Origin of the sequence: Rhizobium sp. BK316 (assembly GCF_014193695.1) — a bacterium.
Classification (GTDB): domain Bacteria; phylum Pseudomonadota; class Alphaproteobacteria; order Rhizobiales; family Rhizobiaceae; genus Rhizobium.
Map to the genome: position 1 here is coordinate 78919 of NZ_JACHZR010000004.1, position 21945 is coordinate 100863.

The following is a 21945-nucleotide window of genomic DNA, read 5'->3' on the forward strand; positions in this document are numbered from 1 at the left end:
TGGATGCTGAAGCGATACCTTCGGATGACACCATGATCTGGAACCATCGCATCACACGCATCACTGTCGGTCTGCTGCTGCTGGCAATCATCGCTGTCGTCTCATTGCCAGCGATCACCGGCTTTACGAGCCTTGATGGCACCGTCAACGCGCGGTTCGCTGTTGTTAATGCTCCTATCGACGGCACGATTGCAGATGAACCCCTCAAGGTCGGCAGCCCTGTCAGCGCGGGACAATCCCTCGCAGAAATCAGAAATACGCGCGTCAATCGCGCAATCCTCGCTTCGCTCGAGGCAGATCACAACACGGCGCTCGACCGCGTCGCGGCACTTAAAAAGGAGCGGGCGGAGCTTTCCGCGCTTCGCGAAGAATTATCTGCCAGATTGGAGGTCTACAGGCAGACTACCATTGCCAACCTCGAACGCGAAGTCGAAATCCTGCGGAAGAAAGTCGTGGTGTCGCAAGCGCAGGATCTGGTCGCGCAGGTCGACCTGAACCGTCGGATGGAGCTCGAGTCAAAAGGCATTCTTACGCAGAAACTGGTGGAGGCTGCGCGCGCTGCGGGAGTTGCGACCGGCGGCGAAGTCGAAATCAGCAATCTAACCGTCGATCAATTGCAACAAAGGCTCGATGCGGTTCGCCAGGGTATCTTTGTCTTCGGCGACGGACAGAATGATGTGCCTTATTCGCGACAACGCGAGGACGAAGTTATCGTTCGCATCAACGACCTGAACTCACGCATAGCGGAAAATGAGACACGCGCCGCCGAAGCCCAAAAGCAGCTGGTCGAAGAGGAAAATCGCGTCAGAAGCCTTGAATCCGCAACCGCAACAGCGCCGTTCGACGGCGTTGTCTGGAGCAGGAGTATCGTCAACGGTTCGAACGTCGTGCTGAACAACGAGCTGATGCGCCTCCTCGACTGTCGAGAGCTGTTTGTGGATATCCTTGTTCCAGAGATCAACTACGACGAGATCTACCCGGGACTTGTCGCGCAGGTGCGCTTGTTCGGGCGCAGTGATGTCTTCAAGGGCACGGTCATTTCTGTGAGAGGCAGCTCGGCGGCTGTCGAGATCGATTCCTTTGCAGCCAGTTTACCGCCATCGACACAGCGTAACGCTCGCATTCGGGTCCACCTCGATCCATCCTTCATGAACGAGGATTTTGCGAACTTCTGCCAAGTGGGGCGCACAGTGCAGGTACGGTTTTCCAAGCATCGCATCGACGTGTCCAACTGGGTCAAAAGCCTGTGGTTCAGTATCTTGTAGCGCTGCTTCCGACTTTTTTCGTTTTAGCCTTTTTTTTACTGGGGCCGTTCAATTGGTCGCGCCATCACACCTGGACGCGGGCGGTGACCTGCGCGTTTGTCGCAGCAGTCGCATTGCGATACATGTTCTGGCGCTTGACGGAGACAGTGCTTCCCTATCCCAACGACGGTGCGAATTTCTACTGGGTTTGGATCCTCTTCGTCGTGGAGATTCTGGCGTGCGTCGAGGTCATCCTTTTTCTGGTATTGATGAGCCGCTACGTCGACCGGAGCGCAGAAGCGGACAGGCTGGCTCGCGTTTTCTTTGCGCGAGGGCAGCGTGAACTTCCGACTGTCGATGTTTTCATTCCCACCTATAATGAGCCGCTCGACGTGCTCGAACGAACCATCATCGGCGCCCTCTCGCTGGATTATCCTTCGGACAAATTGAATGTGTATGTGCTTGACGATCAACGCCGGGATTGGCTGAAGGCCTATTGCGAAGAGAAGAACGCCATCCACGTCACGCGCGGCGACAACAAGCACGCCAAAGCGGGCAATATGAACAATGGGCTGAAGGTCAGCTCGGGTGAGTTTATCGCGGTCTTCGACGCCGATTTTGTCCCTTATCGACATTTCCTTCGCCGAACGCTGCCCTTCTTTTGTGACGACAGCATCGGCATCGTCCAGACACCTCAACATTTCTTCAATGTCGATCCGGTGCAATCGAACCTGGGCTTGGAGAATATCTGGCCGGACGAGCAGCGCTTGTTCTTCGACGAGATCGCGCCCAGCCGAGACGCCTGGGACGTCAGTTTCTGCTGCGGGTCATGCTCGATTGCCCGCCGCAAGGCCATTGACGCCATAGGAGGGTTTCCGACGGAGTCGATCACGGAAGACCTGCTGACAACTCTTTCGATGCTCAACAAAGGCTACAAGACGCGCTATCTGAACGAGCGGCTGTCGATGGGACTGGCTGCCGAAAACCTCACCGGTTATTTTGTGCAGCGCGAACGGTGGTGCCAGGGGGGTATTCAAACTCTTTACCTGTACAATGGCCCGTTGCGCGGCCCGGGATTGACGCTCTTTCAACGGATCATGTTCCTGCCGGCATCATGGCTCGTGCAGTACCTGGTCCGTTTCACGATATTACTCGTTCCCATCGTCTATCTCTGGCTCGGCCTGATCCCGCTTTATTTCACTGACATAGCCGATTATGTGGCGCACCAGGTGCCGCTGCTGGCGGCGTATTTTCTGCTTATGCTGTGGATTACCCCGACGCGCTATCTGCCTGTGGTTTCCAGTGCCGTCGGGACCTTTGCGGCATTCCGTATGTTGCCTACCGTGGTCTCCAGCCTGGTGCGACCATTTGGCAAGCCGTTCAGGGTGACGCCGAAGGGCAGCGGCAACGAGTCGAACCAGTTCGACCGCTACAGCTTCGTTTGGATCGCAAGCCTGATCGCGGCCACCGTCCTTGGTCTGCTGGTCAACATCGTACCGGAAACGTCGCATGTGCAAGGCCAGTTTTCACCGGTCGCGGCCTGGTGGTCAGGTATCAATATCGTCGTCTTGCTCATCGCGTCACTCATCTGCTTTGAGAAGCCCCGGCGCCTGTTTCATGCGTTCAAGCTCGATGAACCCGCTATAGTAGACGATGTCCGTGGCCAAATCGTAAGTTTGGCACTGGACAAGGCGGTCGTTGCAGTCCCGACCATGGCCCGATTTCAATCCAAATCCGTCGTGCTTAAACTGCCCGGCTTTGCTCCGTTCAAATCAGAGCTCAGACAGGTCACCCAACGGCGCAGGAGCATAAGTCGCAGCGGTGACAGGCAATCTTACTACCTGCATCTGTATTTCGAACTCAGTGGCTCTGCTCGCGACAGCATGATTGTGAAACTCTACACCGGTCGATATTCGCAGGACATTCCCGACATCGATAAAGTCGCGGTCTCTCTTAATCTTCTTCTGCGGTCGTTCGGACGGACGCGCACGTTGTAGTCGACCGTCAAAAAACATCCAGCCCCGCGAATGTGCTACATTGTGTAATCGCGTGCTTCTGTCGCGGGGAGGGATCGAGAATGCAGCGCAAGCTGGCTACGATCATGGTCGGGGATTTCGTCGGTTCCACCTCCGCGATGGAAACGGACGAGGAAGGAGCGATTACCCGGATCGACACCGTCCTCGAGACTGTTCGCATGATTGTCCAGCGCCATGACGGCCGTGTCTTCAGCACGGCGGGCGATGGCCTGCTCGCCGAGTTCGCCAGCCCCGTCAATGCGCTGAGGTCCGCCATCGAGGCGCGGGCGGAGATCGCTGCTCTTCCCGGATCGAGCGGCGGCGACATGCGGTTCGGCCTCCATCTTGCCGATGTCGTCGTCGTCGGCTCGGACCTGCGCGGCGACGGGGTGAATCTCGCCGCGCGCATCGAGGCGTCTGCGCCGCCTGGCGCAATCGAGGTTTCAGGCCTGCTTTACGACCAGGTCCGCCGGATCTCGCCTTGCGGATTCGAAGATCTCGGCGAACGGCGGCTGAAGGGAATTCTCGAGCCGATCCGGATTTACCGGGTCACCGAACTGGTGGACCGTCACGTCTTTCAGTTCGCCCCGACGCGATCCGCCCCCAGTGCCGCCCAATCTCCCCGGACCAACTCGATCGCAGTGGCGCGCTTCGACGTGGCGCCCGGCGCCGTCGCAGATCAGTGTTTCCTGGCGGAAGGCATTACCGATGACCTGACGCTCGAACTCAGCCGCCTCAGGGGTTTGTTCGTCAGTTCGCGTTCGGCGGCAACCGCGTTGACGACGAAAGACCCGGTCGAGATCGGCCGCCTTCTCGGCGTCGGCTACGTCATCAGCGGCTCGATCCGGCAGGTGGGCGACGACCTCAGGGTCAATATCGCGCTGACCGAGACATGCGAAGGCCTCGTCATCTGGTCGGACCGCATCAAGCGTCCGTTTGGCGAATTGCTCGATGTGCTGGACGAGATCATCGCCCGTGTTGCAGCAACCGTGTCCGGACGGATCGAGCAGTCGGAACTTGCCGCCGCACGGCTGAAGCGCCCGGAGAACATGACGGCCTATGAGTATTATCTGCGCGGTCTCGACCATCACCGCCTGATTGGCGTGTCGGATATTCACATACACGAAGCCATGGCCTGGTTCGAGCGGGCAATGGCGGCCGACCCGGGTTTCGGCCGTCCCTTCGCAATGCATGTCTGCTCATGGAGCAATCTGCCGAACTTCGACATGGACAAAGCCGAACAGCAGGTGGCACATGCGCTCGCCCTCGACCCGTCCGACCCGGAAGCCCATCGCATCATGGGCGCCATCAAGATGAAGTCAGGCGACTTCGTTTCGGCACGTTATCACCACATTCGTGCCCACGAACTCGCTCCGAACGACGCCTATATTCTTGGCCGCAGCGCGGCGTTCTATGTCTATGCCGGGGAGGCCGAGCATGCCCTCGACATGCTCGATCGTGCGGAGACGCTCGATCCGTTCCTGCCGGTCTGGATCACCGAAGAGCGGGTGGCGGCCCTCTACGCGCTCGGCCGTTTCGAAGACATGATGCGCGTCGCCCTGACGCTGCCCTTCCAGACCAGGCGCAAGTCGCTCTACCAGGTTGCCGCGAGCATGGCCTGCGGCGATGCTGGAAAGGCGGAATTCCTGGTTCGGCAGGCCCTTTCCCTCGATCCGAGCCTGTCGGCGGTCTACATCCGGATGCAGGAAACCTATGCGGACGAGTCCGTCACGGAAACCCTTGTTGTGCGCAATTGCGATGCAGGCCTGCCGTTGACGCCGCGCAAGGCCGCAGCCAGGAAGAAATCACTCTCGCTGAGATGATGATCGCCAGAGCGCAGATGCCATCAGGCTTTACGCATGTGGTCCATCGGGATGACGTGGCGGCTGCTTCTACGCCTTGAGTCTGGCGATCTGCGGGCCGACGATCGCGGCAAACAGGCTGGGGTCGCCGAGCGCGCGGGCGGACAGCATGGCGCCGTGGACGCAGGCCATGAGGATCTGGGCTTCCTCCTCGGGCGATCCGTTCAGGCGGAAGAGTTTCTGCTCCGCGCCGGCTTTCAGTACCGATGCCAGCCAGGCGGCCAGGTTCTCGAAATGCCGGCGCACGTGCGACGCGACAGTGTCGGGCAGCATCTGCATTTCGCAGGCGAGCATGGCGCAGACGCAGAAAGGCTCCGACGCGTCGAGAATGCAGGTCTGCCAGTAGTTCAGATAGGCCTGCAGCTGCTCGGCAGGGCCGGGGACGTGTTGGCCAAGCGAGGTCAGGCCGGCTTCGGCGTGCTGCGTGTAGCGGTCGACCAGGACCTGCACCAGTTCGGCCTTGGTGGGGAAATGGTGGTGGATGCTCGCCTTGCGGATGCCGATCGCATCGGAAATATCGGCATAGCTGAAGCCATTATAGCCTCCCGCCACGACGAGAGACTGCGCCACGTCCAGTATTCTTTCCGAGGTCGTCTGTTCCATGCTGCCTCCCTACCTTCTGGTAGGGAGGCTGTCAAGCTGGTGGGATTTGGCGCGATTTCACGAACCTGTGTTGGCGCCAATGCGAACGCGGATTGACTCTCTGATTATGCCTACCTACTAGTAGGATGGCAAACCAAGGAGCCTATCATGCAGAATCAATCTTCCCCGCAATCGAGCTGGTTGCGATCCTATTATTTCGTTCGCGCGCTGTTTTCGATCGGCTGGATCATCGCCGCCATTCTCGTCAGCGGGCAATCGGCGCTCGCCTCCGTACTGCTCGTCATCTATCCGGCCTGGGATGCGGTGGCGAACCTCGTGGATGCCAGGGTCAACGGCGGCCTGAAGGCCAATCCCGCCCAGTCTCTCAACGTCGCCGTCAGCACGATCACGACGCTTGCCGTCATCATCGCCGTCCTGAACAGCACCTATGCCGTGCTTGCCGTCTTCGGCGTCTGGGCGATCCTCTCCGGCCTCCTGCAGCTTTCGGCTGCCGTTCGCCGCTGGCGTATTTACGGCGCGCAATGGGTGATGGTGCTCAGCGGCGCACAATCGGCGCTCGCCGGCGGCTTCATGATCGGCAAGTCATTCGCAGCCACGCCGCCGAGCATTCTCGACATTGCGCCCTATGCGGGGTTCGGTGCCTTCTATTTCCTGCTGTCGGCTGTGTGGATGACGGTTGCGGCCTATCGGAAGGCGGCTGTGCAGGGGTGACGGGGCGCAGTCCCGCACCATGCAGGAACATTCCCCATCGAGATGCGTTCGACATGCAGCGCAAATCGTGGGGAGGGAATGCGGATGCCGGTCGCCAGGGCACAGATGACAATCCGAAAGCCGGTCACAGAGGTTTTCCGGTCGCTGATCGATCCTGCAATCACGTCTCATTTCTGGTTTTCCCGCGGTGCCGGACCGTTGGAAGCAGGGAAGAAAATCCGATGGGATTGGGAGATGTACGGCGTACATACAATCGCCGACGTAAAGGAAATCGAGCAGAACAAGCGAATCCTGATCGAGTGGAATGGGCCTGAGAACCCGAGTTTCGTCGAATGGACGTTTGAGGCCAAAGGCAACGGCCAAACCTTTGTAACCGTTAAAAACTGGGGTTTTTCCGGCGGAGTGGACGAGGCGATAAATTCCACCGAAGGGTTCACATATCTCCTGGCAGCCATGAAGTTCTACCTTGAGCACGGCATCGAGCCCAATCTCGTCATGGACTACGCGCCGGACGCGCGCGTGGTCCCGAAAGCTTAGCCGGGTTGCATTGCTCACTTCGGCAATGATCGTTGTTTCCTTGCGAAACGGGTGAAGCCGACGCGGTCAGGCAAGAAGCTGGTTATTGAAGTGGTGGATGCCTGACCGCTTGGATTCGTCCACCGGCGCTCGGCGAGCGGTTTTTGCGCATGGGCGTCGAGGGTGAGGAAAAACCCGCTGGGCTGCGCCATCGAGCATGCATTGCTCGGCAGCGTGGAGGCGGCGCTCGACGATGCCGAGGCCTTGCTCGTTTCCCGGCTGTCGAAGACGAACCTGGCCGATATTCTCAAGCGGATTCCGAAGCCGGTGCCGATCGCAGGGATCGGGATTTGAGTGATACCGGGTACTTTGGGCGATAACGCCGCAGGTTTGTCTCGCCTTGGATGCGGTCCAATGCTATCGCTACAGGAACAGGAAACAGGGCAAGACATCAATGGATCTGGCAATTCCCAGTGCAACCAATCTCAGCCTGTTCGTCAGCGCCACGCTGGTGCTGCTTCTCGTGCCGGGACCGGCCGTCCTTTACATCTTCGCGCGCTCGGTCGAGCAGGGCCGTTCTGCCGGCCTCGTGTCGATCCTCGGCATCCACACCGCTACACTTGTTCATGTCGTCGCCGCTGCCGTGGGGCTGTCGGCGCTCCTGGCGTCGTCCGCGCTCGCCTTCAGCGTCGTGAAGTATGCCGGCGCGGCCTACCTGATTTGGCTTGGCGTCAAGAAGCTCTTCGGCCCGTCGGACATGTCCGACGTCGAGAGTGATTTAGCAGCGTGGAGCCGCATGCGCCTCTTTCGTGAGGGCTTCATAGTCAACCTCCTCAATCCGAAGACAGCGCTGTTCTTTCTTGCCTTCCTGCCGCAGTTCGTTGAGATCGACCGTGGCCATGTGGCAGCGCAGGTCGCTTTTCTCGGGATTCTCTATACAGCGATTGGCGTTCTGACTGACGGCAGCTATGCACTTGTCGCGGGTACGGCCGGCAATTGGCTGAAGCGCAGTCCCGTCTATCTCAAGACTGAACGTTGGGTCAGCGGTTTCGTCTATATCGGCCTTGGCTTGACGGCCGCTTTTGCGGGCAATCAGAAGAAATAGGCCGGCATGACTTTCCCGGAAGTCGCCCTAAACGGCTCGCCGTTCGCCTTTATAGGCTCGCGGCCTAGTGTTGCGTCACCCATCCAGCCTTGTCGCGATCGTCCGCACCCGCCATCCATACGAGGATCCCATCATGAGCACTATCGAAGCCGTCGCCGAAGAGGCCAAGGGCTGGCGCCGTCATATTCATCAGAATCCGGAACTGCTCTTCGATCTGCCGGAGACGGCGGCTTTCGTGGCGGGCAAGCTTGCCGAATTCGGCTGCGAGAATATTACCACGGGGCTTGCCAAGACCGGCGTCGTTGCCGTCATCGAGGGCAGCAGAGGCCCCGGCAAGACGATTGCGCTTCGCTGCGACATGGATGCGCTGCCGATGTCGGAGCAGACCAATCTTCCCTATGCCTCCAGAAATGCCAACCGCATGCATGCCTGCGGCCATGACGGGCACACCGCCATGCTGCTTGCCACCGCCAGGTGCCTTGTCGAAGACAGGGATTTCGCCGGCAAGGTCGTGCTGATCTTCCAGCCTGCGGAGGAGGGCGGCGGCGGAGCGCGGGTTATGATCGAGGAGGGGCTGCTGGAGCGTTTCGGCATCGACGAGGTCTACGGCATGCATAACGAGCCGGGCCTGGAGATCGGTTCCTTTGCCACGCGCGCAGGCCCCTTCATGGCGGGCGCCGACCGTTTCGTCATCACCATCAACGGCAAGGGCGGGCATGCGGCCTCGCCGAACATGACGCGCGATCCTGTTCTCGTCAGCGCCCATATGGTCACGGCGCTGCAATCGATCGCATCGCGCTTCACCGATCCCTTTGACCCTGTCGTCGTCTCCGTCACCTTCTCGGAAGCCGGCAACGACAAAGCGCTGAACGTCATTCCCGCCTCCGTGCGCCTCGGCGGCACGATCCGCACCATGCAGCCGGAAACGAGAAAGGCCGTCGAGCAGCGGTTCCGCGAGATCGTGCATGGCACGGCGAAGCTCTTTGAGACGGAAGCAGAGATCGACTGGCGGCCAGGCTATCCGGTCACGGTCAACGATGCCGGCAGGACGTCGGCGATCGTTGCGGCGGCTCGGCGCGTCGCCGGCGAGGGCCGGGTGGATGCGGCTTACGAGCCGTCGATGGGGGCGGAGGATTTCTCCTACATGCTGGAAAAGCGGCCCGGCGCGATGATCCTGATCGGCAACGGGGACAGTGCGGGTCTGCACCATCCGGCCTATGATTTCAACGACAAGGCGATTGCACATGGGGTGCGCTATTGGCTGTCGCTGGTCGGGCAGGAGCTTGGAGGGAAGTAGGGATGTTGGAGAGGTAGTGCCGTGGGGCACCCCCTCTGTCCTGCCGGACATCTCCCCCACAAGGGTGGAGATCGGCAAGCGGCTTGAGCTTCGCACATTGCTGACGTTGCGCAGTTTGCAACGCTGCTTGTTTGGGGAAGCCGGCGCTCCCAGCCAATCTCCACCCTTGTGGGGGAGATGCCCGGCAGGACAGAGGGGGGTACCGCACCCTCCAGCATCGATGGTTGCCACCACCCCTACGCAGCCTGAACGCTCTTCACCACGCCCGTCCTGTCGATGACGCAGGCGAACTTGCGGCCGGAGGCATCGAGATCGACGCTGAAGCCGCCGGCTTCGACCGGGCGCGAGCCTGTCGGCAGGACTTTTGCCCTGTCGAGGCCGGCCTGTTTGGCGGCGGCATCGGCGCAGAGCAGCTGCAGGTCGGCGGGGGCGGTCTCGACCGCCGTGCGCGACATCTGGTCTGGCGGCGGGGCGGACTGGCAGGCGGCGAGTGCTGCGATCGAGCAAAGGAGCAGGGCCGGAAGCGGCCGGCTCTTCAAGGACATGTGCATATCTTTCCCCCGTTTCAGACGCCCTTATAGAGGGCCGCGCCCTGCATCAGCACGATGACTTTCGCGCCGACCTTTATGCGCGAGTGCAGGTCGATGATGTCGTCATTGTTCAAGCGAATGCAGCCCGAGGACACGTCGAGGCCGATCGACCAGGATTCCGGCGTGCCATGGATGCGGTAGATCGTGTCGGCATCGCCCGCATAGAGATAGAGCGCGCGGGCGCCGAGCGGATTGTCGGGGCCACCGGGCTGTCCGGCCGCCCATTTGGCGGCATTCGGGTCGCGGGCCACCATTTCGGCGGGCGGGGTCCAGGTCGGCCATTCGGCCGTGCGCCCCACGCGCACGATGCCGGCCCAGCCGAAGCCTTCGCGTCCGACCCCGATGCCGTAGCGGATCGCCTGGCCGCCGGGCTGCACCAGATAGAGGAAATGCTGGTTGCCGTCGATGATGATCGTGCCCGGCTCTTCCGCCGTGCGGAAGGTCACGACCTGCCGGCGGAAGGCATCCGGAACCTGCTTGTTGCGGGCGAAATATTTGCGTGCCGTGTTCTTGTCGTAATCGACCCACTTCCTGGTCTTCGGATCGTAGATCTGCGTGCCGGCCGCAAGGGCGACATAGGCGGCGAGGGTCAGCACCAAGGTGGCGAGGGCGGCTTTCTGTAGGATCCGGCTCATGGCTTTGCCCACCCTTCAATGCGGGCGGCGTTCCCGGCCACCCATTTTTCCGCATAGTCGGCAGGCGGTTGGCGCTCCACCTGCAGCGCGTAGGTCATGGCAGTCACTTCCTCGGGCGTCAGATCGACCTTCTCCAGAAAGGCGGCGATGTCAGCATGTTTCTGACCGAAGGAGGCCGACCAGGCGATGTGGAATTCGGAGGGCGGCCAGGCGGTATCCGCCTTCGAATGCTCGATCCACAGGGGATCGCTGCCGGGCGCGATCTTCCATTTTGCGGGATCGTAGGCCGGCTCCTTCAGCCGCGTCACCTTGTGCAGTTCGAAGACATTGTGCGGCGCGTAGCAGGCAAAGACCATCGGCCGGCTGGTGGCGACGGCCGCATCGACGGCGGCCATGCCGACATCCTCTTCCGTCTCCACGAGGGCCAGATTTTTGGCGTAGCCGTAGCTCAAGGCGCGGATGCGCTCGACGCTCGCCGAGGTCCAGGTGGCAGCGCCGATCCAGAGCTCGCCGCGGCCATCGCCATCGGTGTCGAGCAGCGCACCTTTTTGCGGGTCGGACAGGTCCTTGATGCTCTTGATGCCGGCCTTTTCCGCGTCTTCGGTGGCGCAGAGGCCCTGCCAGGCGGGAACGGCGCGTTTTGCCAGCACCACCGCCTTCTTCGCATCGACATATTTTTCGATCGCCGCATCGAGGTTCGGCCGCCAGACCTCCGGATGGATATCGAGTTCACCGGTTTCGAGCGCGGCGAAGGCATTGAGTTCTCCCATTTCGCGCAGGCCGGCCTCGAGGCCGAATGTCTTGCCGATCGCGACCTTGAGGATATTGGCGGTTGCCTGGCCGGACGGCCAGTTCGGCACGGCGATGACGAGATCGGCGGCCTGGACGCCATGTGCGGCGCCCGACAGGATAAAGGTCATCGCGGCAAGCATGGCCGCGGCATGAAGGCGATGTGGTTGCGGATTCTCTTCCTGACGATGTCTCACAGAAACTCCTCCCGCTCCCCAGCTGGTTGAAGTCCTAAACACATCACGCCCATGGCGGGGAAGTACGTTACCGTAAACTTCGGCGTAAATTCGTGGGGCGAAGTGGAATGGGAGGGCGCAAGCTGCCGCAGTGCTTTGTGGCACCCCCTCTGGCCTGAGAGGGGGTGTCCACACGGCACACCCTTTCCTCAGTTATTCCCGCTTTACCTCAAAACCACACTTGCCCCGAATCCCCAATTAGGTTTTCGTGGCCGCGTTTCAGCAGGACCCCAGCATGCCGATGTTTGTCTTCGCCAAGATTTTCTGGATCGTTTCCCAGCCGGTGACGATCTGCTTCCTTCTGATGGCGCTCAGCGTGCTCCTGATGCTCTTTTCCTTCCGGCGGCTCGCCATCGCCGCCGGGCTGGTGTCGCTCGCGCTCGTCTTCGTGAGCTTCTACACCACATCGGGCGCGCTGATCGTGCAGGAGCTCGAAGACCGCTTTCCGCGGCCGGCCGCACCCGCCGATGCCGCCTGCGTCATCGTGCTCGGCGGTGGCATCCCGACGTTGGTCGATGGGGCGCGGGGCGGTTACGATCTCGATGACGGCGGCGACCGCTATATCGAGACGGTGCGGCTTGCGGGCCTCTTTCCCAATGCGAAGATCATCATGTCCGGCGGCGATGGCAGCCTCGAAGGTGTCGCCATGACGGAGGCGGATGTCATCCGCCGGATGTTCAATGATTTCCATATCGATCCAAACAGGGTCGAATATGACGCGGAGTCGCGCGATACCTATGAAAACGCCACAAATGTCCGGGCGATCCTGCAGCGGCTGAACCTCACCCACTGCCTGCTCGTGACCTCGGGTTTCCATATGCCGCGGGCCGTGGCGATCTTCCGCAATCTCGGCATGGACGTCACCCCCTGGGTCGCCGATTACCGCACGACCGGGGAGGAGGGCCTGAAGGTGACGGTCGCCTATCCGCTCATCAATGCCGGGCTTCTGAGCACTGGCGTGCGGGAATGGATCGGCATCGTCGCCTATTATTTCGCCGGGCGCGTTGCGACCCTTTATCCGCAGTGAGCATGCAGGCTGAAGGGATCCTGAAAAACTTGTGCCGCCCGCCGGCGGTCCGCTTTTGCTCGCATCGGAACATAGCTATATGTTTGCGCTGACACAGCAGGTTTTCGGTGCCGGGGAGTTCGATTGAGAATATTGATCATCAGCCGCAAGGCGGAAGAGGTCCGGCGGAGCTTCCAGACCCGTCAACTGGCGGCACTCGGCCTGTCCTTCGAATTTCTCGATGCGTTCGAAGCTGCCGATCTCACGGCCGAGGAATGCCAGACGGCTGCCAGCAACTGGCCGAGCCCGACCCGCCGGCAGGACATTGCCTGCTTCCTGTCGCACCGCAAGGCCTGGCAGGCGGTGATCGCGCATGGCGCCAAAATGCTCATCCTCGAAGATGATGCGGTGCTGTCTGACGATATCACGCTGGTTCTCGACAATATCGAAGCCCGCAACGATGCCTGGAACAGTGTCTACGACCTCGAATTCGCCCCGCGCCGCCATATCCTCAATCGCAGGCCCGCCTGGCGGGACGCGGCGGGCGGTTTTGGCGCGACCCGCGTCTATCAGAACCGGGTGGGGCTCGCGGGCTATATCATCGGCCCCGAGGCTGCAAAACGCATGCTTGCGGAAACCACGACCTATTCGCTGATCGATGCGCATTTCTGGCATCGCTCCTGGCTTGCCGCCTACCAGATCGAGCCGGCGCCGGTCATCCAGCAGCGGTTTCTGGAGGATGAGGCCGAAAGCGCCGACTTCGTGCGCCCGGAAAAGGATCTGGTCTTCCTGCCGCTCAGCAAAATGCGCAAGCTCGCGCGGCGACTGGAGCTCGAAAGCATCAAGGCGAGAAACCTCGTTGTCGGCCTGTTCGTGGGGCAGAAGAGGGATGTTCGCGTCGATCGGTCGAGGTTCAAGGCCGGGGTGGTGAAATCCGTTTGACGCTGTGCCGTCTCCAATCTTTACCGTCGCCTTCTCTCAGATATCCCGCGAGCAGGGAGCGACCCTCTATCGCTCCTATCCTCATGGTTGTATAATTCCGCGGATAAACGAGTGTGATGTGTTCGAAACCCGTTATCCAAGGGGAGGATGCCTTGTCCAGATCATCGTTGTTTCTGTCACTGGCGCTGGCTGTCGGCCTGTCGGTCCCATCAATATCCGTGCCGACCGAAGCAAGCGCGCAGGCCCAGATCTCCATCAGCGTCGGCACCAATCTCAACAGCGGCAGAGGGATTACCTGCAGTCAGGGCGAGAGGCTGATCCGCAGCCGTGGTTTCAGGGACGTCAGGCGGATCGACTGCCGTGGTCGTTTCTTCGTTTATCACGCCCGGAGAGGCAACCGCCAGTTTGAGATTTCCATACGGCAGCGTGATGGCCGCGTTGTGGATATGCGCCGCATCGGCGGAAGGCGATAGTGCCGGGAAGGGGCCGAAGGACGGCCGAGACCCTTGCCCCGCTCCGGTAACGACCCATCTCCTGACGGTCACAACCGGGAACGCGATCCATGCCAACACAGATCCTCTTCATCCAGGGCGCCGGCGAAACCACCCACGACGAGTGGGATAACAAGCTCGTCGACAGTCTCGCCCGCGAACTCGGCGAGGCCTATGCCATCCGGTACCCCCGCATGCCCGATGAAGCGGACCCGCATTATCAGGCGTGGAAAGCCGCTTTGCTGAAGGAGTTCGAAACCCTCGAAGACGGCGCGATCCTGATTGGCCATTCCTTCGGCGGCACGGTGCTTCTCCACACGCTTGCCGAGGCGTGGCCGGCATTCGAGCCCGGCGCCGTCATCCTCATCGCGCCGCCCTTCATGGGCGAGGGCGGATGGGAGAGCGACGAGATTGCCGGGCACGACGACTTTTCAGAGAGCCTGCCGGAGGGGCTGCCCGTGCTCATCTATCACGGCAGCGATGATGACACCGTGCCCTTTGCGCATATCGAGGCTTACGCCAGGGCGATCCCGGATGCCGTCCTCTGCTCGCTGCCGGGGCGCGATCACCAGCTTGACAATGATCTCGCCGACATCGCCAAGGATATACGTTCGCTTGCCGTATAGGCCGGCAGGCCCGCCCATTCCATCACTCAACCATTGGCATCGCATCCTCCTGCATCCTCATCCGCGAGGAGCGCATCCATCAGGAGGTCATCGGCCGATGAACATCTTCAGCCTGCGGTTCGATTTCGACGAGCTCGTCATCCCCATCCTTGGCCGGAACGACAATGGCCTGCTGCTCTATGGCTCAGCCGAGCTCTCGGGCGATCATGAAGGGTTCAGCGTCGAGGCCATCCAGCTTGCCGAGGGCACCATGCTGCGCCCGGCCGGCAATGCCGAATCCGGGCGGCCGGCGCCCTTTGTCGACGAACTCTTCCGCCGCATCGCCGCCGTCATCGAAAACGACAAGACGGTGCCCGGACGCCACGCAGCGATGGAATGGGCCGAACTCGTGGAGCGCCACGGCGAGGCGGCCTGAGCGTTGTGTGCCGGTGCTAAGGTTCCTGAAAAAGTCTCGCCGATATGGATCGTGATCGAAGATAGGAATAATTTCCTTGATTGTTGTCGGCGTTGGCAGATACAACCTTATGACGGCAGCGATATCCAGAGAGGGAGTTTTGCATGCAGGCCTGCCCGCTCCAACGGAGCGACGATACGGAACTCGTCCTGCTCTGCAGCGAGCTGCACGAAGCGGCAATGTTTGCGGAACTGCGGCTGAAAGCGATGCCCGACTATGCCGATACCGTGGAGGAAACGGCTGCCATCGAGGCGATCCTGCAGCCGGGTGAGGTGATCGCCGACCAGATGCTGTCTCTGCAGGCGGCGACATCGGATGGGGTGGAAGCCCGGCTGCGTGCGACGCTCTGGAAGCGTGGCGAATATATCGGAACCTATCTGGGTGAAGGATGAGTCCGGAATCCCGGTCAGGTTAGGGTGAGGGGACCAACACTCTCGAACCCCCAAAACAAAAACGGCGCCCCTTGCGGAGCGCCGTCGCCTGCTTAACGCAGAAAGACCTGAATCAGATCAGAAGGCCTGGATATTGACGGCCTTCGGGCCTTTGCCCATGCGATCCGGCTCGGTGTCGAAAGAAACCTGCTGGCCTTCGCGCAGCGACTGGATGCCGGAAGCCTGGAGAGCGGAGATGTGGACGAAAACGTCCTTGGCGCCGCCTTCCGGCGTGATGAAACCAAAACCCTTGTCCTGGTTGAAGAATTTTACGGTGCCCTTGGTGGCCATAGGGATAGTCCTTTTTCCCATGTCTGGTTAGTTTATCCGCACCCCCGGCGGTGGGGAGGCGGACGGCTTTAGCTTTCGCGTATCGGCCCTGGAAGCCGGACGCGAAGGGTCAGTCGAGACGTCACGTACGGGGAAAGAACATCTACGCGCATGGGTGTCACCCATGCCGCCTTGCCGGAATTGGCGCTCCGGCGCGGCATTACCACTTCAGTCCAGTCACCGGCATGCGAAATGCCCGAGTGTCGCAGTTCGTGCCAGCATTTCGGGCAAAAAGCAAGCGGCAATATTGTGGCATGGTTTTTTGCGTTGCGGGAAATGATGACGATTCAAATGGTTGGCGGAGCGTTAGCATATGCTGATGCACGTGTTTCATTGTGGGATGCGACCGGATTGCAACCTGAGGGCGGTTGGCTGCCAACTTCCGGGTGACGGGCTTTCCAGGCAAGTGCATTTTACCGCGAGCCGCAATGCACAAGGCCGAGGACGAGCAACGGAAATCGAACCCGTTAACTCTTCACCTGTGGGAAAATCTGCCGCGTTCCACAATTTCGTCCCGAGCGGCCGCAATTATGGCAGGGTGTTTCGGGGCTTGATGCGGTGGCCGCCTGCGGTTAGGTCTCGGAGGGACGAAGCAGTGAATGAAGGAAGTGCCGGCGTGATCGATCCCTATGCCATGCTCGGACTGGAGCGAGACGCCACCGGCGAGGCGATCAAGCTTGCCTGGCGCAAGGCCGCCAAGGGCGCGCATCCGGATGCCGGCGGCGATACCGATCATTTCAACCGGCTGCAGATCGCCTATGAACTGTTGCAGGATCCCGTGCGCCGGCGCGTCTACGACGATACCGGCTACGATCCGCAGCTTGCCGACCCCAAAGATCTAGAAGGCGTGCTGATGCTGGAATCGCTGGTCAACGAGGTGATCCTCGACGAGCGCGAACCCGGCAGCTTCGACCCTGTCGCCGCCATGCGCCGCAAACTTTCCGACGATATCGTCAAGAGCCGCTTCCATATCCTGGAGCTCGAACGCCACCGCGCCCGCGTGCGCAAACACATAGACCGCCTCGGCCGGCGGCCGGAAACCGACGTGCTCGGCTCCATGATGCGTGCCCGCAGCGAAGCCATCGCCGACGCCATCCGCAAGACGGAAAAGCAGATCGCGACGATCGAGCATACCTATACGATGCTCGAAGGGTATTCGTATGAGGTAGAGATTCTGGGGCCGGTGGAAGAGGTGGAACTGGTGGATGTGGCGGAGCCGCAGCGCGGGGAGGCTGCGGAGTAGGGGGTGGCCCTCGTTCCATGTCCTCGTGCAAGATAGGGTGACGTTGTGCTCGTGGCTCCCTCATCCGGCCCCGGCAATCCGTCAGTAAAGCGTCCTCTTATACGCATCCTCAAGATCGGCATCCATCCTGCGCTGCTCATCCTTGTCATCAGGCGCGCCCGATGTTTCGTCCAGAATGATCTTCACAAGTGACGGCATCTCGGTGCGATCCTGGCGATGTTCGGGGCTCCACAGGTGAGAGCGCCGGAATGCCTTGGCGCAATGCATGAAGACCTCGTCCACCGTGACCACGACAGCGAGTTTGGGACGGCGATCGTTGACGCTCATGCTCTCCAGAAGGTCAGGATCCCTTGTCAGAACGGCGCGTCCATTCACGCGCAACGTGTCGTCGAAACCCGGAATCATGAACAGTAGCCCGACACTCGGATTGGCGAGAATATTGACCAATGTATCGAGACGGTTGTTGCCGGGCCGGTCCGGTATCGCCAGCGTGCGCTCATCGAGAATTTTGACGAAGCCGACAGGGTCGCCACGCGGGCTGACATCGGCCTTGCCGTCAGGATTCTGCGTGCCGATGCACAGAAAGGGCGAGCGCCGGATGAACTCCTGCGCGTGTATGCCGAGGGTGCCCCGACACTTCTGTATGGCCAGGGCATGCGTCGCCTCGAACAGGCTTCGAAGAGATTGCTCATCGGCTATGGCAAATTCCGGATTGAACTCGAACGCCATCGTTATATTCCCCCCTCGAAATTAAAATGATGTACGTACATCAGATTTGATATCGTAAATTGTCGTTGCAATCAAGTTGGATCGACCTTGCGGAGGTTGGCCGCTCGCGGCGGGTGGCCGAAGCATGAAGTGGAGTTCCGGGCTGGCTCCCAAAGAAAAAAGCCCGGTGGGGTTTCCGGGCTTGAGATCAGGTGATGGGCGTGGCGGCTCGTTTCCGCCCCACGTCCTTACGCGACCTTCTCCTCCTCCGACGCGTGCAATTTCGCTAATATAGCTTGATTGAAACCCGTCGCACAGTTCGCGCAGGAACTGATCAGGGAAAGACCTGTGGAAATTGGCAGGGAACAATCACCATCATCAGCGGTTCCCTAGTCATAGACCACTGGTTACTTGGGAGAATACCAATGCGTATGAAAATTGTCGCAGCCTCTTTGCTCGCCCTCGGCATGGCCACACCCGCCTTTGCCCAATCCAACCCGGCCCCGACCGGCACCACGATCGACAAGAGCACCGTCGATTCCGGTGGCGGCGCGGGCGTCAAAGCCAAGAAGCCGATGGCGATGGACAAGACCACGACCGGCAGCACGAAGGCCGGCAGCGCCATGAAGACGAACAGGCCCGACTGCCCCGACCACGCCAGCAGCAGCGGCACCGGCAAGCTGCAGACCCAGGGCGGCACCAGCAACGCCACCCCGATGGACGAAGCCTGCGCTTCCCACAATAACTGATCTCCCGAAGCCTGATACGGCGCGGGTCGAGGATGCCTGGTCATCATGAGGTGGCCGGGCGTTTTGTGCGGGCAAGTGCAGCGGGCTCGGCGGATGAGTAAGCGCGGGCGCTTCCCTATCCTCCCTCATTCCTGTGCTTGTCACAGGAATCCAGCAGCCGCGTGTCCACGCGGCGGAAGACTCCTATCCTCCCGACGGCCTCACAACCCCATTGGATGCCAGGAAATATCCTCCCATTCGGGATTATTCTCCTCGATGAGATTGAGCTTCCATTGCCGCGGCCATTTCTTGATCGTTTTCTCGCGAGTAATCGCCGTCGTCAGCAGGTCATGTTCCTCGAACCAGACTAGTGTCTTCACCCCGTAACGAGAGGTGAAACCCGGCGTCAACTCGTTCTGGTGTTCGAAGAGGCGACCCGCGATGTCGCGCGTCACTCTTTGACGCGAGGATGTAGACGTAACCCTTCATGGTTGAAGGATGGCTTATTCCGCTACTGTTTTTCAAGAGTCTTTTCGGCTTGCGGACGCAAGCCGGCTGGATTCCTGTGACAAGCACAGGAATGAGGGAGGAGAGGGGCAGCCGGGCGTACTATCTTTCGACTCAGTACCGACGCTAAACCCGCATAACAACTCAGCCCCCATGGCAACCCACAAATATCCAGCTATGCTCATCCCCGACACCAAAACAGCCCCGGGGAGCACACCACGCGTGCCGCATATCTACATCGTCACCGATTGCGAATTCGACGGCCCCATACCGGGTACCCACTCGATGCTGTCCTTCGGCTCCGTCGCCGTTTCCGAGACCGGCCAGATGCTCGGCGAGTTCGAGGCCGTGCTGCAGCCGCTGGAGGGGGCCGGGCGGGACCCCGTGACCATGGCCTTCTGGCAGGCCCATCCGCAGGCCTTCGCGGCGGCGACCGCCGATCCCGAGCCCGCTGCCGAGGTCATGGCGCGCTTCACCGCCTGGGTGAAATCCTTCGGCGCCGAGCCGATCTTCGCCGCCCATCCCGTCGCGCTCGACGGCCCGTGGATCGATCACTACCTGAAGCGCTTCACCGGCCGGCCGCTGTTCCAAGGGCCGTGGATTGCCGATCGGCTGTTCCGGCATCCGCCGCTCTGCATCCTGTCGATGGTGGCGGGTGTGACGGGCCGCAGCCCGTGGGAATGCGATATCGCCCATTATCCGCGCGAATGGCTCGGCAATATCGAGCACACGCACCGCGCCATCGATGATGCGCGCGGCTATGCCAATCTCCTGCATTTCCTGCTGACGAGACGCGAACCCGGCGGCGGCTACCGGCCGCTTCTGTCGTAAGGTAAGGGTGAGGGCATTTCGGTTTTTCCGCTGATAGAAAATTGCTCTATCTATTTGTTTTCACGCAATTCCGGACGCAAAGCCACTGTGCACTTTTGCTGGAATTGCTCTAGCCAAGCCGTATCAGCCCCGCCTCGGTCGGCCTGAAGCCGCAGGCACGGTAAAAGCCCTCAAGATGCGGCTCGAAATCGACATGCAACCATTCCGCCCCGCGCTCACGGGCGATCCGCACCGCCTCCTTCACCAGTTCAGTCGCAATGCCCTGCCGGCGCAGATCCGGATGCACTGAGGTATCGAGGATGAAGGCATGGATGCCGCCATCCCAGGCGACATTGACGAAGCCGATCAGCCGCCCCTCGTGATAGGCGCCGAGATGGGCAAGGCTGCGCGGCAGGATGCGGGCGAAATCCGGCGGCTCGGATGTGCCCCAGGCGGCGGCCCAGAGCGCGGCGAATTCGTCAGGCGAGGGGAAGGGGTCGATGCGGATGTCTGGCATGGAGCGGTGTCCGGTCTGGTCGGGCGTTTCTGTCCATGCAAAGTGACAGAAAATGCAGCCGCGGGCACGCTCTGCAAAATACGATGCGATGAGCTGCTTGTGCTGGAGGACGTATTCTTGTTCCAAATCGCGCCTGTTGTCTTGCCGCAGCCTTTCAGGGAGAAAGGCAGCGGCAAGAGTGCAGAGATCACGTCAGGCTCGCCCGAGGGCCGGTTTCCGGTTTGGGCCAGTCACCGGCTCGCTGGCAAGACCTTCGGCTTCGGTCAGTAGCAGACTTCGCCTCTGATTGTATGCCCGTCAGGCGCTGCCATCCACTGCCACTGGCAGCGGTCGTAGTCGTCATTGCTGCCGAACAGAAGGGCTCCACGATCTCTGAACCGTCCATCGAAGTGGTCGCGGCCGAAGTGGTCGTGACCGAAGAACCCCCCGCCGCGATTTTCGGCGAAGTGGCCCATTCCCATTCCTCCAAAGTGCTCGCCTCCCATGTGCTCGCCTCCTCCGCCATGGCTCTCGCCCCCGTGACCTCCTCCGCCATGCGCCAGCGCGGGCGTTACTGTTGCAATGGAGCCAACTGCGAGGGTCAGAGAGACAAGACCCGTTACTGCGATCTTACGAAGCATAGACATGGTCGTTTTCCTATAAGACGGCTCTGTGTAGCCGCCATCAGGATATGTTCATCGAATCTGGTGAATGCCTGCCACAATTCAGAGTTTTTGCTCACTTCTTGTCACAACTTCTCACGACAGTCTTCAGCACCTGTGATTGCCGGCGCGTAGCGGCCGATAATGCGGGGCGGGAGCTTGGTTCCATTCCCGGCAAGGCGCGTCGTCACTCCAGGTTCTGATGCTGCGCCCGCTAACGCCGGCGCCAGCAGAAGCCAGGGCGGGCAGGTAGGGCTTTAATGACGGGCGGGCGGGTTTGGCGGGGGCGGTGCGACACCCCCTTCTCCCCGGCGGGGAGAAGGTGCCGGCAGGCGGATGAGGGGGCGACCCGGCAAAACCCTTACCGAGCATCCCCCAGCAAGGCACTCAAACTCCACGGCTGCTCGCCCTGCTGGTCGGCGATATCCTCCACCTTCCAGCCGCCATGTTCCTTCACCAGCGTATAATAGAGCGTCACCTCTTCGCCGTTGCGGAACTGCACCTCCAGCTCGGCCCTGTTATCCAGCAGGATCGGCTGACCGATCCTGAGATCGCTCGCCTCGCCATCCTGCCCGGCAATGACGAGATCGAAATCGATCGCCCCGACTTCGCCATCCGGCGTGTTGTCGATATCGGCCTGCAACAGCGCGTTCAGGTGGTCGGAGAAGAAGGCCGAATAGGGCGAAGGGGCGTCGTCAGAGGCGGTCTCGGCGTTGAAGTTGTAGAGGGCTTGGAGGAGGGCCTTTGGGGTTCTGTAGGTGGCGGCGAAAATGGGAGAGGCGATCAAGGTGGACAGGGCGAGGCCGAGGATGAAGGTGGGGAGGCGCATACAGGCTCCTTTTGGTGGTGGGGATGTGTAGCAGGAGTCGCGGGCGGGGTAGAGGGCATTCTAAGGTGGTAGAATGGTA

The 21945-nt window shown here is 60.8% G+C and carries 27 protein-coding genes and 1 pseudogene; 18 read left to right on the forward strand and 10 right to left on the reverse strand.

Features of this window, described 5'->3' with window-relative positions; genetic code table 11:
- Positions 1–32 precede the first annotated feature (32 nt).
- From FHT87_RS19175 to FHT87_RS19185, 3 genes are all read left to right on the forward strand, one after another.
- Complete coding sequence (locus tag FHT87_RS19175) at positions 33–1265, forward strand: HlyD family efflux transporter periplasmic adaptor subunit (protein WP_183804256.1); 1233 nt, start codon at positions 33–35, stop codon at positions 1263–1265.
- Positions 1247–3241, forward strand: a complete 1995-nt coding sequence (locus FHT87_RS19180) for a glycosyltransferase (protein ID WP_183804259.1) — start codon at positions 1247–1249, stop codon at positions 3239–3241. Before FHT87_RS19175 ends, FHT87_RS19180 begins: the two co-directional genes overlap by 19 nt.
- Before the next feature lie 80 nt (positions 3242–3321).
- Positions 3322–5082, forward strand: coding sequence for an adenylate/guanylate cyclase domain-containing protein (locus tag FHT87_RS19185; protein ID WP_183804262.1), 1761 nt, complete (start codon positions 3322–3324; stop codon positions 5080–5082).
- Between the two features lie 69 nt (positions 5083–5151).
- Here the strand turns inward: FHT87_RS19185 and FHT87_RS19190 are convergent, their stop codons facing one another.
- Positions 5152–5724 (reverse strand): TetR/AcrR family transcriptional regulator, encoded by a 573-nt coding sequence (locus FHT87_RS19190; RefSeq protein WP_183804265.1) that lies wholly within the window; start codon positions 5722–5724, stop codon positions 5152–5154.
- A 147-nt stretch (positions 5725–5871) separates the two neighbouring features.
- On the opposite strand from FHT87_RS19190, the gene FHT87_RS19195 reads away from it, so the two are divergent.
- The 5 genes from FHT87_RS19195 (at position 5872) to FHT87_RS19215 (ending at position 9353) form a co-directional block, all read left to right on the forward strand.
- On the forward strand, positions 5872–6435 hold the full coding sequence (locus tag FHT87_RS19195) for a DUF308 domain-containing protein (protein ID WP_183804268.1): 564 nt from the start codon (positions 5872–5874) through the stop codon (positions 6433–6435).
- Between the two features lie 84 nt (positions 6436–6519).
- Positions 6520–6972, forward strand: coding sequence for an SRPBCC family protein (locus FHT87_RS19200; protein WP_246699642.1), 453 nt, complete (start codon positions 6520–6522; stop codon positions 6970–6972).
- 162 nt (positions 6973–7134) lie between these two features.
- Positions 7135–7305, forward strand: coding sequence for a hypothetical protein (locus FHT87_RS19205; protein WP_183734691.1), 171 nt, complete (start codon positions 7135–7137; stop codon positions 7303–7305).
- Between the two features lie 100 nt (positions 7306–7405).
- Complete coding sequence (locus FHT87_RS19210; RefSeq protein WP_183804274.1) at positions 7406–8056, forward strand: LysE family translocator; 651 nt, start codon at positions 7406–7408, stop codon at positions 8054–8056.
- 133 nt (positions 8057–8189) lie between these two features.
- A complete protein-coding gene (locus tag FHT87_RS19215) occupies positions 8190–9353 on the forward strand; it encodes a M20 aminoacylase family protein (protein WP_183804276.1) in 1164 nt (387 codons plus the stop codon).
- Between the two features lie 236 nt (positions 9354–9589).
- On the opposite strand, the gene FHT87_RS19220 is transcribed toward FHT87_RS19215, so the two are convergent.
- Genes FHT87_RS19220 through FHT87_RS19230 form a run of 3 tightly spaced genes read right to left on the reverse strand, consistent with a single transcriptional unit; the run spans position 9590 to position 11510 of the window.
- Positions 9590–9898 (reverse strand): hypothetical protein, encoded by a 309-nt coding sequence (locus FHT87_RS19220; RefSeq protein ID WP_348647641.1) that lies wholly within the window; start codon positions 9896–9898, stop codon positions 9590–9592.
- 20 nt (positions 9899–9918) lie between these two features.
- On the reverse strand, positions 9919–10578 hold the full coding sequence (locus FHT87_RS19225; RefSeq protein ID WP_183734695.1) for a L,D-transpeptidase: 660 nt from the start codon (positions 10576–10578) through the stop codon (positions 9919–9921).
- Positions 10575–11510 carry a glycine betaine ABC transporter substrate-binding protein gene (locus FHT87_RS19230; protein ID WP_183805040.1) on the reverse strand — a complete coding sequence of 312 codons (936 nt, stop codon included), beginning with the start codon at positions 11508–11510 and terminating at the stop codon, positions 10575–10577. Before FHT87_RS19230 ends, FHT87_RS19225 begins: the two co-directional genes overlap by 4 nt.
- Positions 11511–11838: 328 nt before the next feature.
- Here FHT87_RS19230 and FHT87_RS19235 point away from each other — a divergent pair, with 328 nt between their 5' ends.
- From FHT87_RS19235 to FHT87_RS19260, 6 genes are all read left to right on the forward strand, one after another.
- Positions 11839–12630 (forward strand): YdcF family protein, encoded by a 792-nt coding sequence (locus FHT87_RS19235; RefSeq protein ID WP_246699643.1) that lies wholly within the window; start codon positions 11839–11841, stop codon positions 12628–12630.
- Between the two features lie 123 nt (positions 12631–12753).
- Positions 12754–13551: a glycosyltransferase family 25 protein gene (locus FHT87_RS19240; RefSeq protein WP_183804278.1), complete on the forward strand. Its 798-nt coding sequence runs from the start codon at positions 12754–12756 to the stop codon at positions 13549–13551.
- 152 nt (positions 13552–13703) lie between these two features.
- Positions 13704–14024, forward strand: coding sequence for a hypothetical protein (locus FHT87_RS19245; protein WP_183734699.1), 321 nt, complete (start codon positions 13704–13706; stop codon positions 14022–14024).
- Positions 14025–14113: 89 nt separating this feature from the next.
- Positions 14114–14668: an alpha/beta fold hydrolase gene (locus tag FHT87_RS19250; RefSeq protein ID WP_183804282.1), complete on the forward strand. Its 555-nt coding sequence runs from the start codon at positions 14114–14116 to the stop codon at positions 14666–14668.
- A gap of 97 nt (positions 14669–14765) precedes the next feature.
- A complete protein-coding gene (locus FHT87_RS19255; protein ID WP_183804284.1) occupies positions 14766–15083 on the forward strand; it encodes a hypothetical protein in 318 nt (105 codons plus the stop codon).
- 143 nt (positions 15084–15226) lie between these two features.
- Positions 15227–15514, forward strand: coding sequence for a hypothetical protein (locus FHT87_RS19260; protein WP_183734702.1), 288 nt, complete (start codon positions 15227–15229; stop codon positions 15512–15514).
- A 117-nt stretch (positions 15515–15631) separates the two neighbouring features.
- Here FHT87_RS19260 and FHT87_RS19265 read toward each other — a convergent pair whose 3' ends face one another.
- On the reverse strand, positions 15632–15844 hold the full coding sequence (locus FHT87_RS19265; protein ID WP_007818490.1) for a cold-shock protein: 213 nt from the start codon (positions 15842–15844) through the stop codon (positions 15632–15634).
- Positions 15845–15994: 150 nt separating this feature from the next.
- Between FHT87_RS19265 and FHT87_RS19270 the strand changes: the two genes are divergently transcribed.
- Together FHT87_RS19270 and FHT87_RS19275 are read left to right on the forward strand one after the other, a co-directional pair.
- A complete protein-coding gene (locus FHT87_RS19270) occupies positions 15995–16273 on the forward strand; it encodes a hypothetical protein (protein ID WP_183804286.1) in 279 nt (92 codons plus the stop codon).
- A 244-nt stretch (positions 16274–16517) separates the two neighbouring features.
- Positions 16518–17126 (forward strand): J domain-containing protein, encoded by a 609-nt coding sequence (locus FHT87_RS19275; RefSeq protein WP_210277895.1) that lies wholly within the window; start codon positions 16518–16520, stop codon positions 17124–17126.
- Between the two features lie 81 nt (positions 17127–17207).
- On the opposite strand, the gene FHT87_RS19280 is transcribed toward FHT87_RS19275, so the two are convergent.
- The gene (locus FHT87_RS19280) at positions 17208–17855 is read right to left on the reverse strand and encodes a pyridoxamine 5'-phosphate oxidase family protein (protein ID WP_183804288.1); all 648 of its coding nucleotides are present in this window, start codon (positions 17853–17855) and stop codon (positions 17208–17210) included.
- A 404-nt stretch (positions 17856–18259) separates the two neighbouring features.
- On the opposite strand from FHT87_RS19280, the gene FHT87_RS19285 reads away from it, so the two are divergent.
- Positions 18260–18583, forward strand: coding sequence for a hypothetical protein (locus FHT87_RS19285; RefSeq protein ID WP_183804291.1), 324 nt, complete (start codon positions 18260–18262; stop codon positions 18581–18583).
- A gap of 200 nt (positions 18584–18783) precedes the next feature.
- On the opposite strand, the pseudogene FHT87_RS19290 reads toward FHT87_RS19285, so the two are convergent.
- Positions 18784–19051: pseudogene (locus FHT87_RS19290) on the reverse strand (GIY-YIG nuclease family protein).
- A gap of 240 nt (positions 19052–19291) precedes the next feature.
- Here FHT87_RS19290 and FHT87_RS19295 point away from each other — a divergent pair.
- Entirely contained in the window at positions 19292–19900 is a 609-nt protein-coding gene (locus FHT87_RS19295; RefSeq protein ID WP_183804294.1) for a DNA polymerase III subunit epsilon, read from the forward strand.
- Between the two features lie 109 nt (positions 19901–20009).
- Here FHT87_RS19295 and FHT87_RS19300 read toward each other — a convergent pair whose 3' ends face one another.
- The 3 genes from FHT87_RS19300 to FHT87_RS19310 form a co-directional block, all read right to left on the reverse strand.
- Positions 20010–20396, reverse strand: coding sequence for a GNAT family N-acetyltransferase (locus FHT87_RS19300; RefSeq protein ID WP_183804297.1), 387 nt, complete (start codon positions 20394–20396; stop codon positions 20010–20012).
- 263 nt (positions 20397–20659) lie between these two features.
- Positions 20660–21022, reverse strand: coding sequence for a hypothetical protein (locus FHT87_RS19305; protein ID WP_183804300.1), 363 nt, complete (start codon positions 21020–21022; stop codon positions 20660–20662).
- Positions 21023–21398: 376 nt separating this feature from the next.
- Entirely contained in the window at positions 21399–21866 is a 468-nt protein-coding gene (locus FHT87_RS19310) for a DUF3828 domain-containing protein (RefSeq protein WP_183804304.1), read from the reverse strand.
- Positions 21867–21945: the final 79 nt, after the last annotated feature.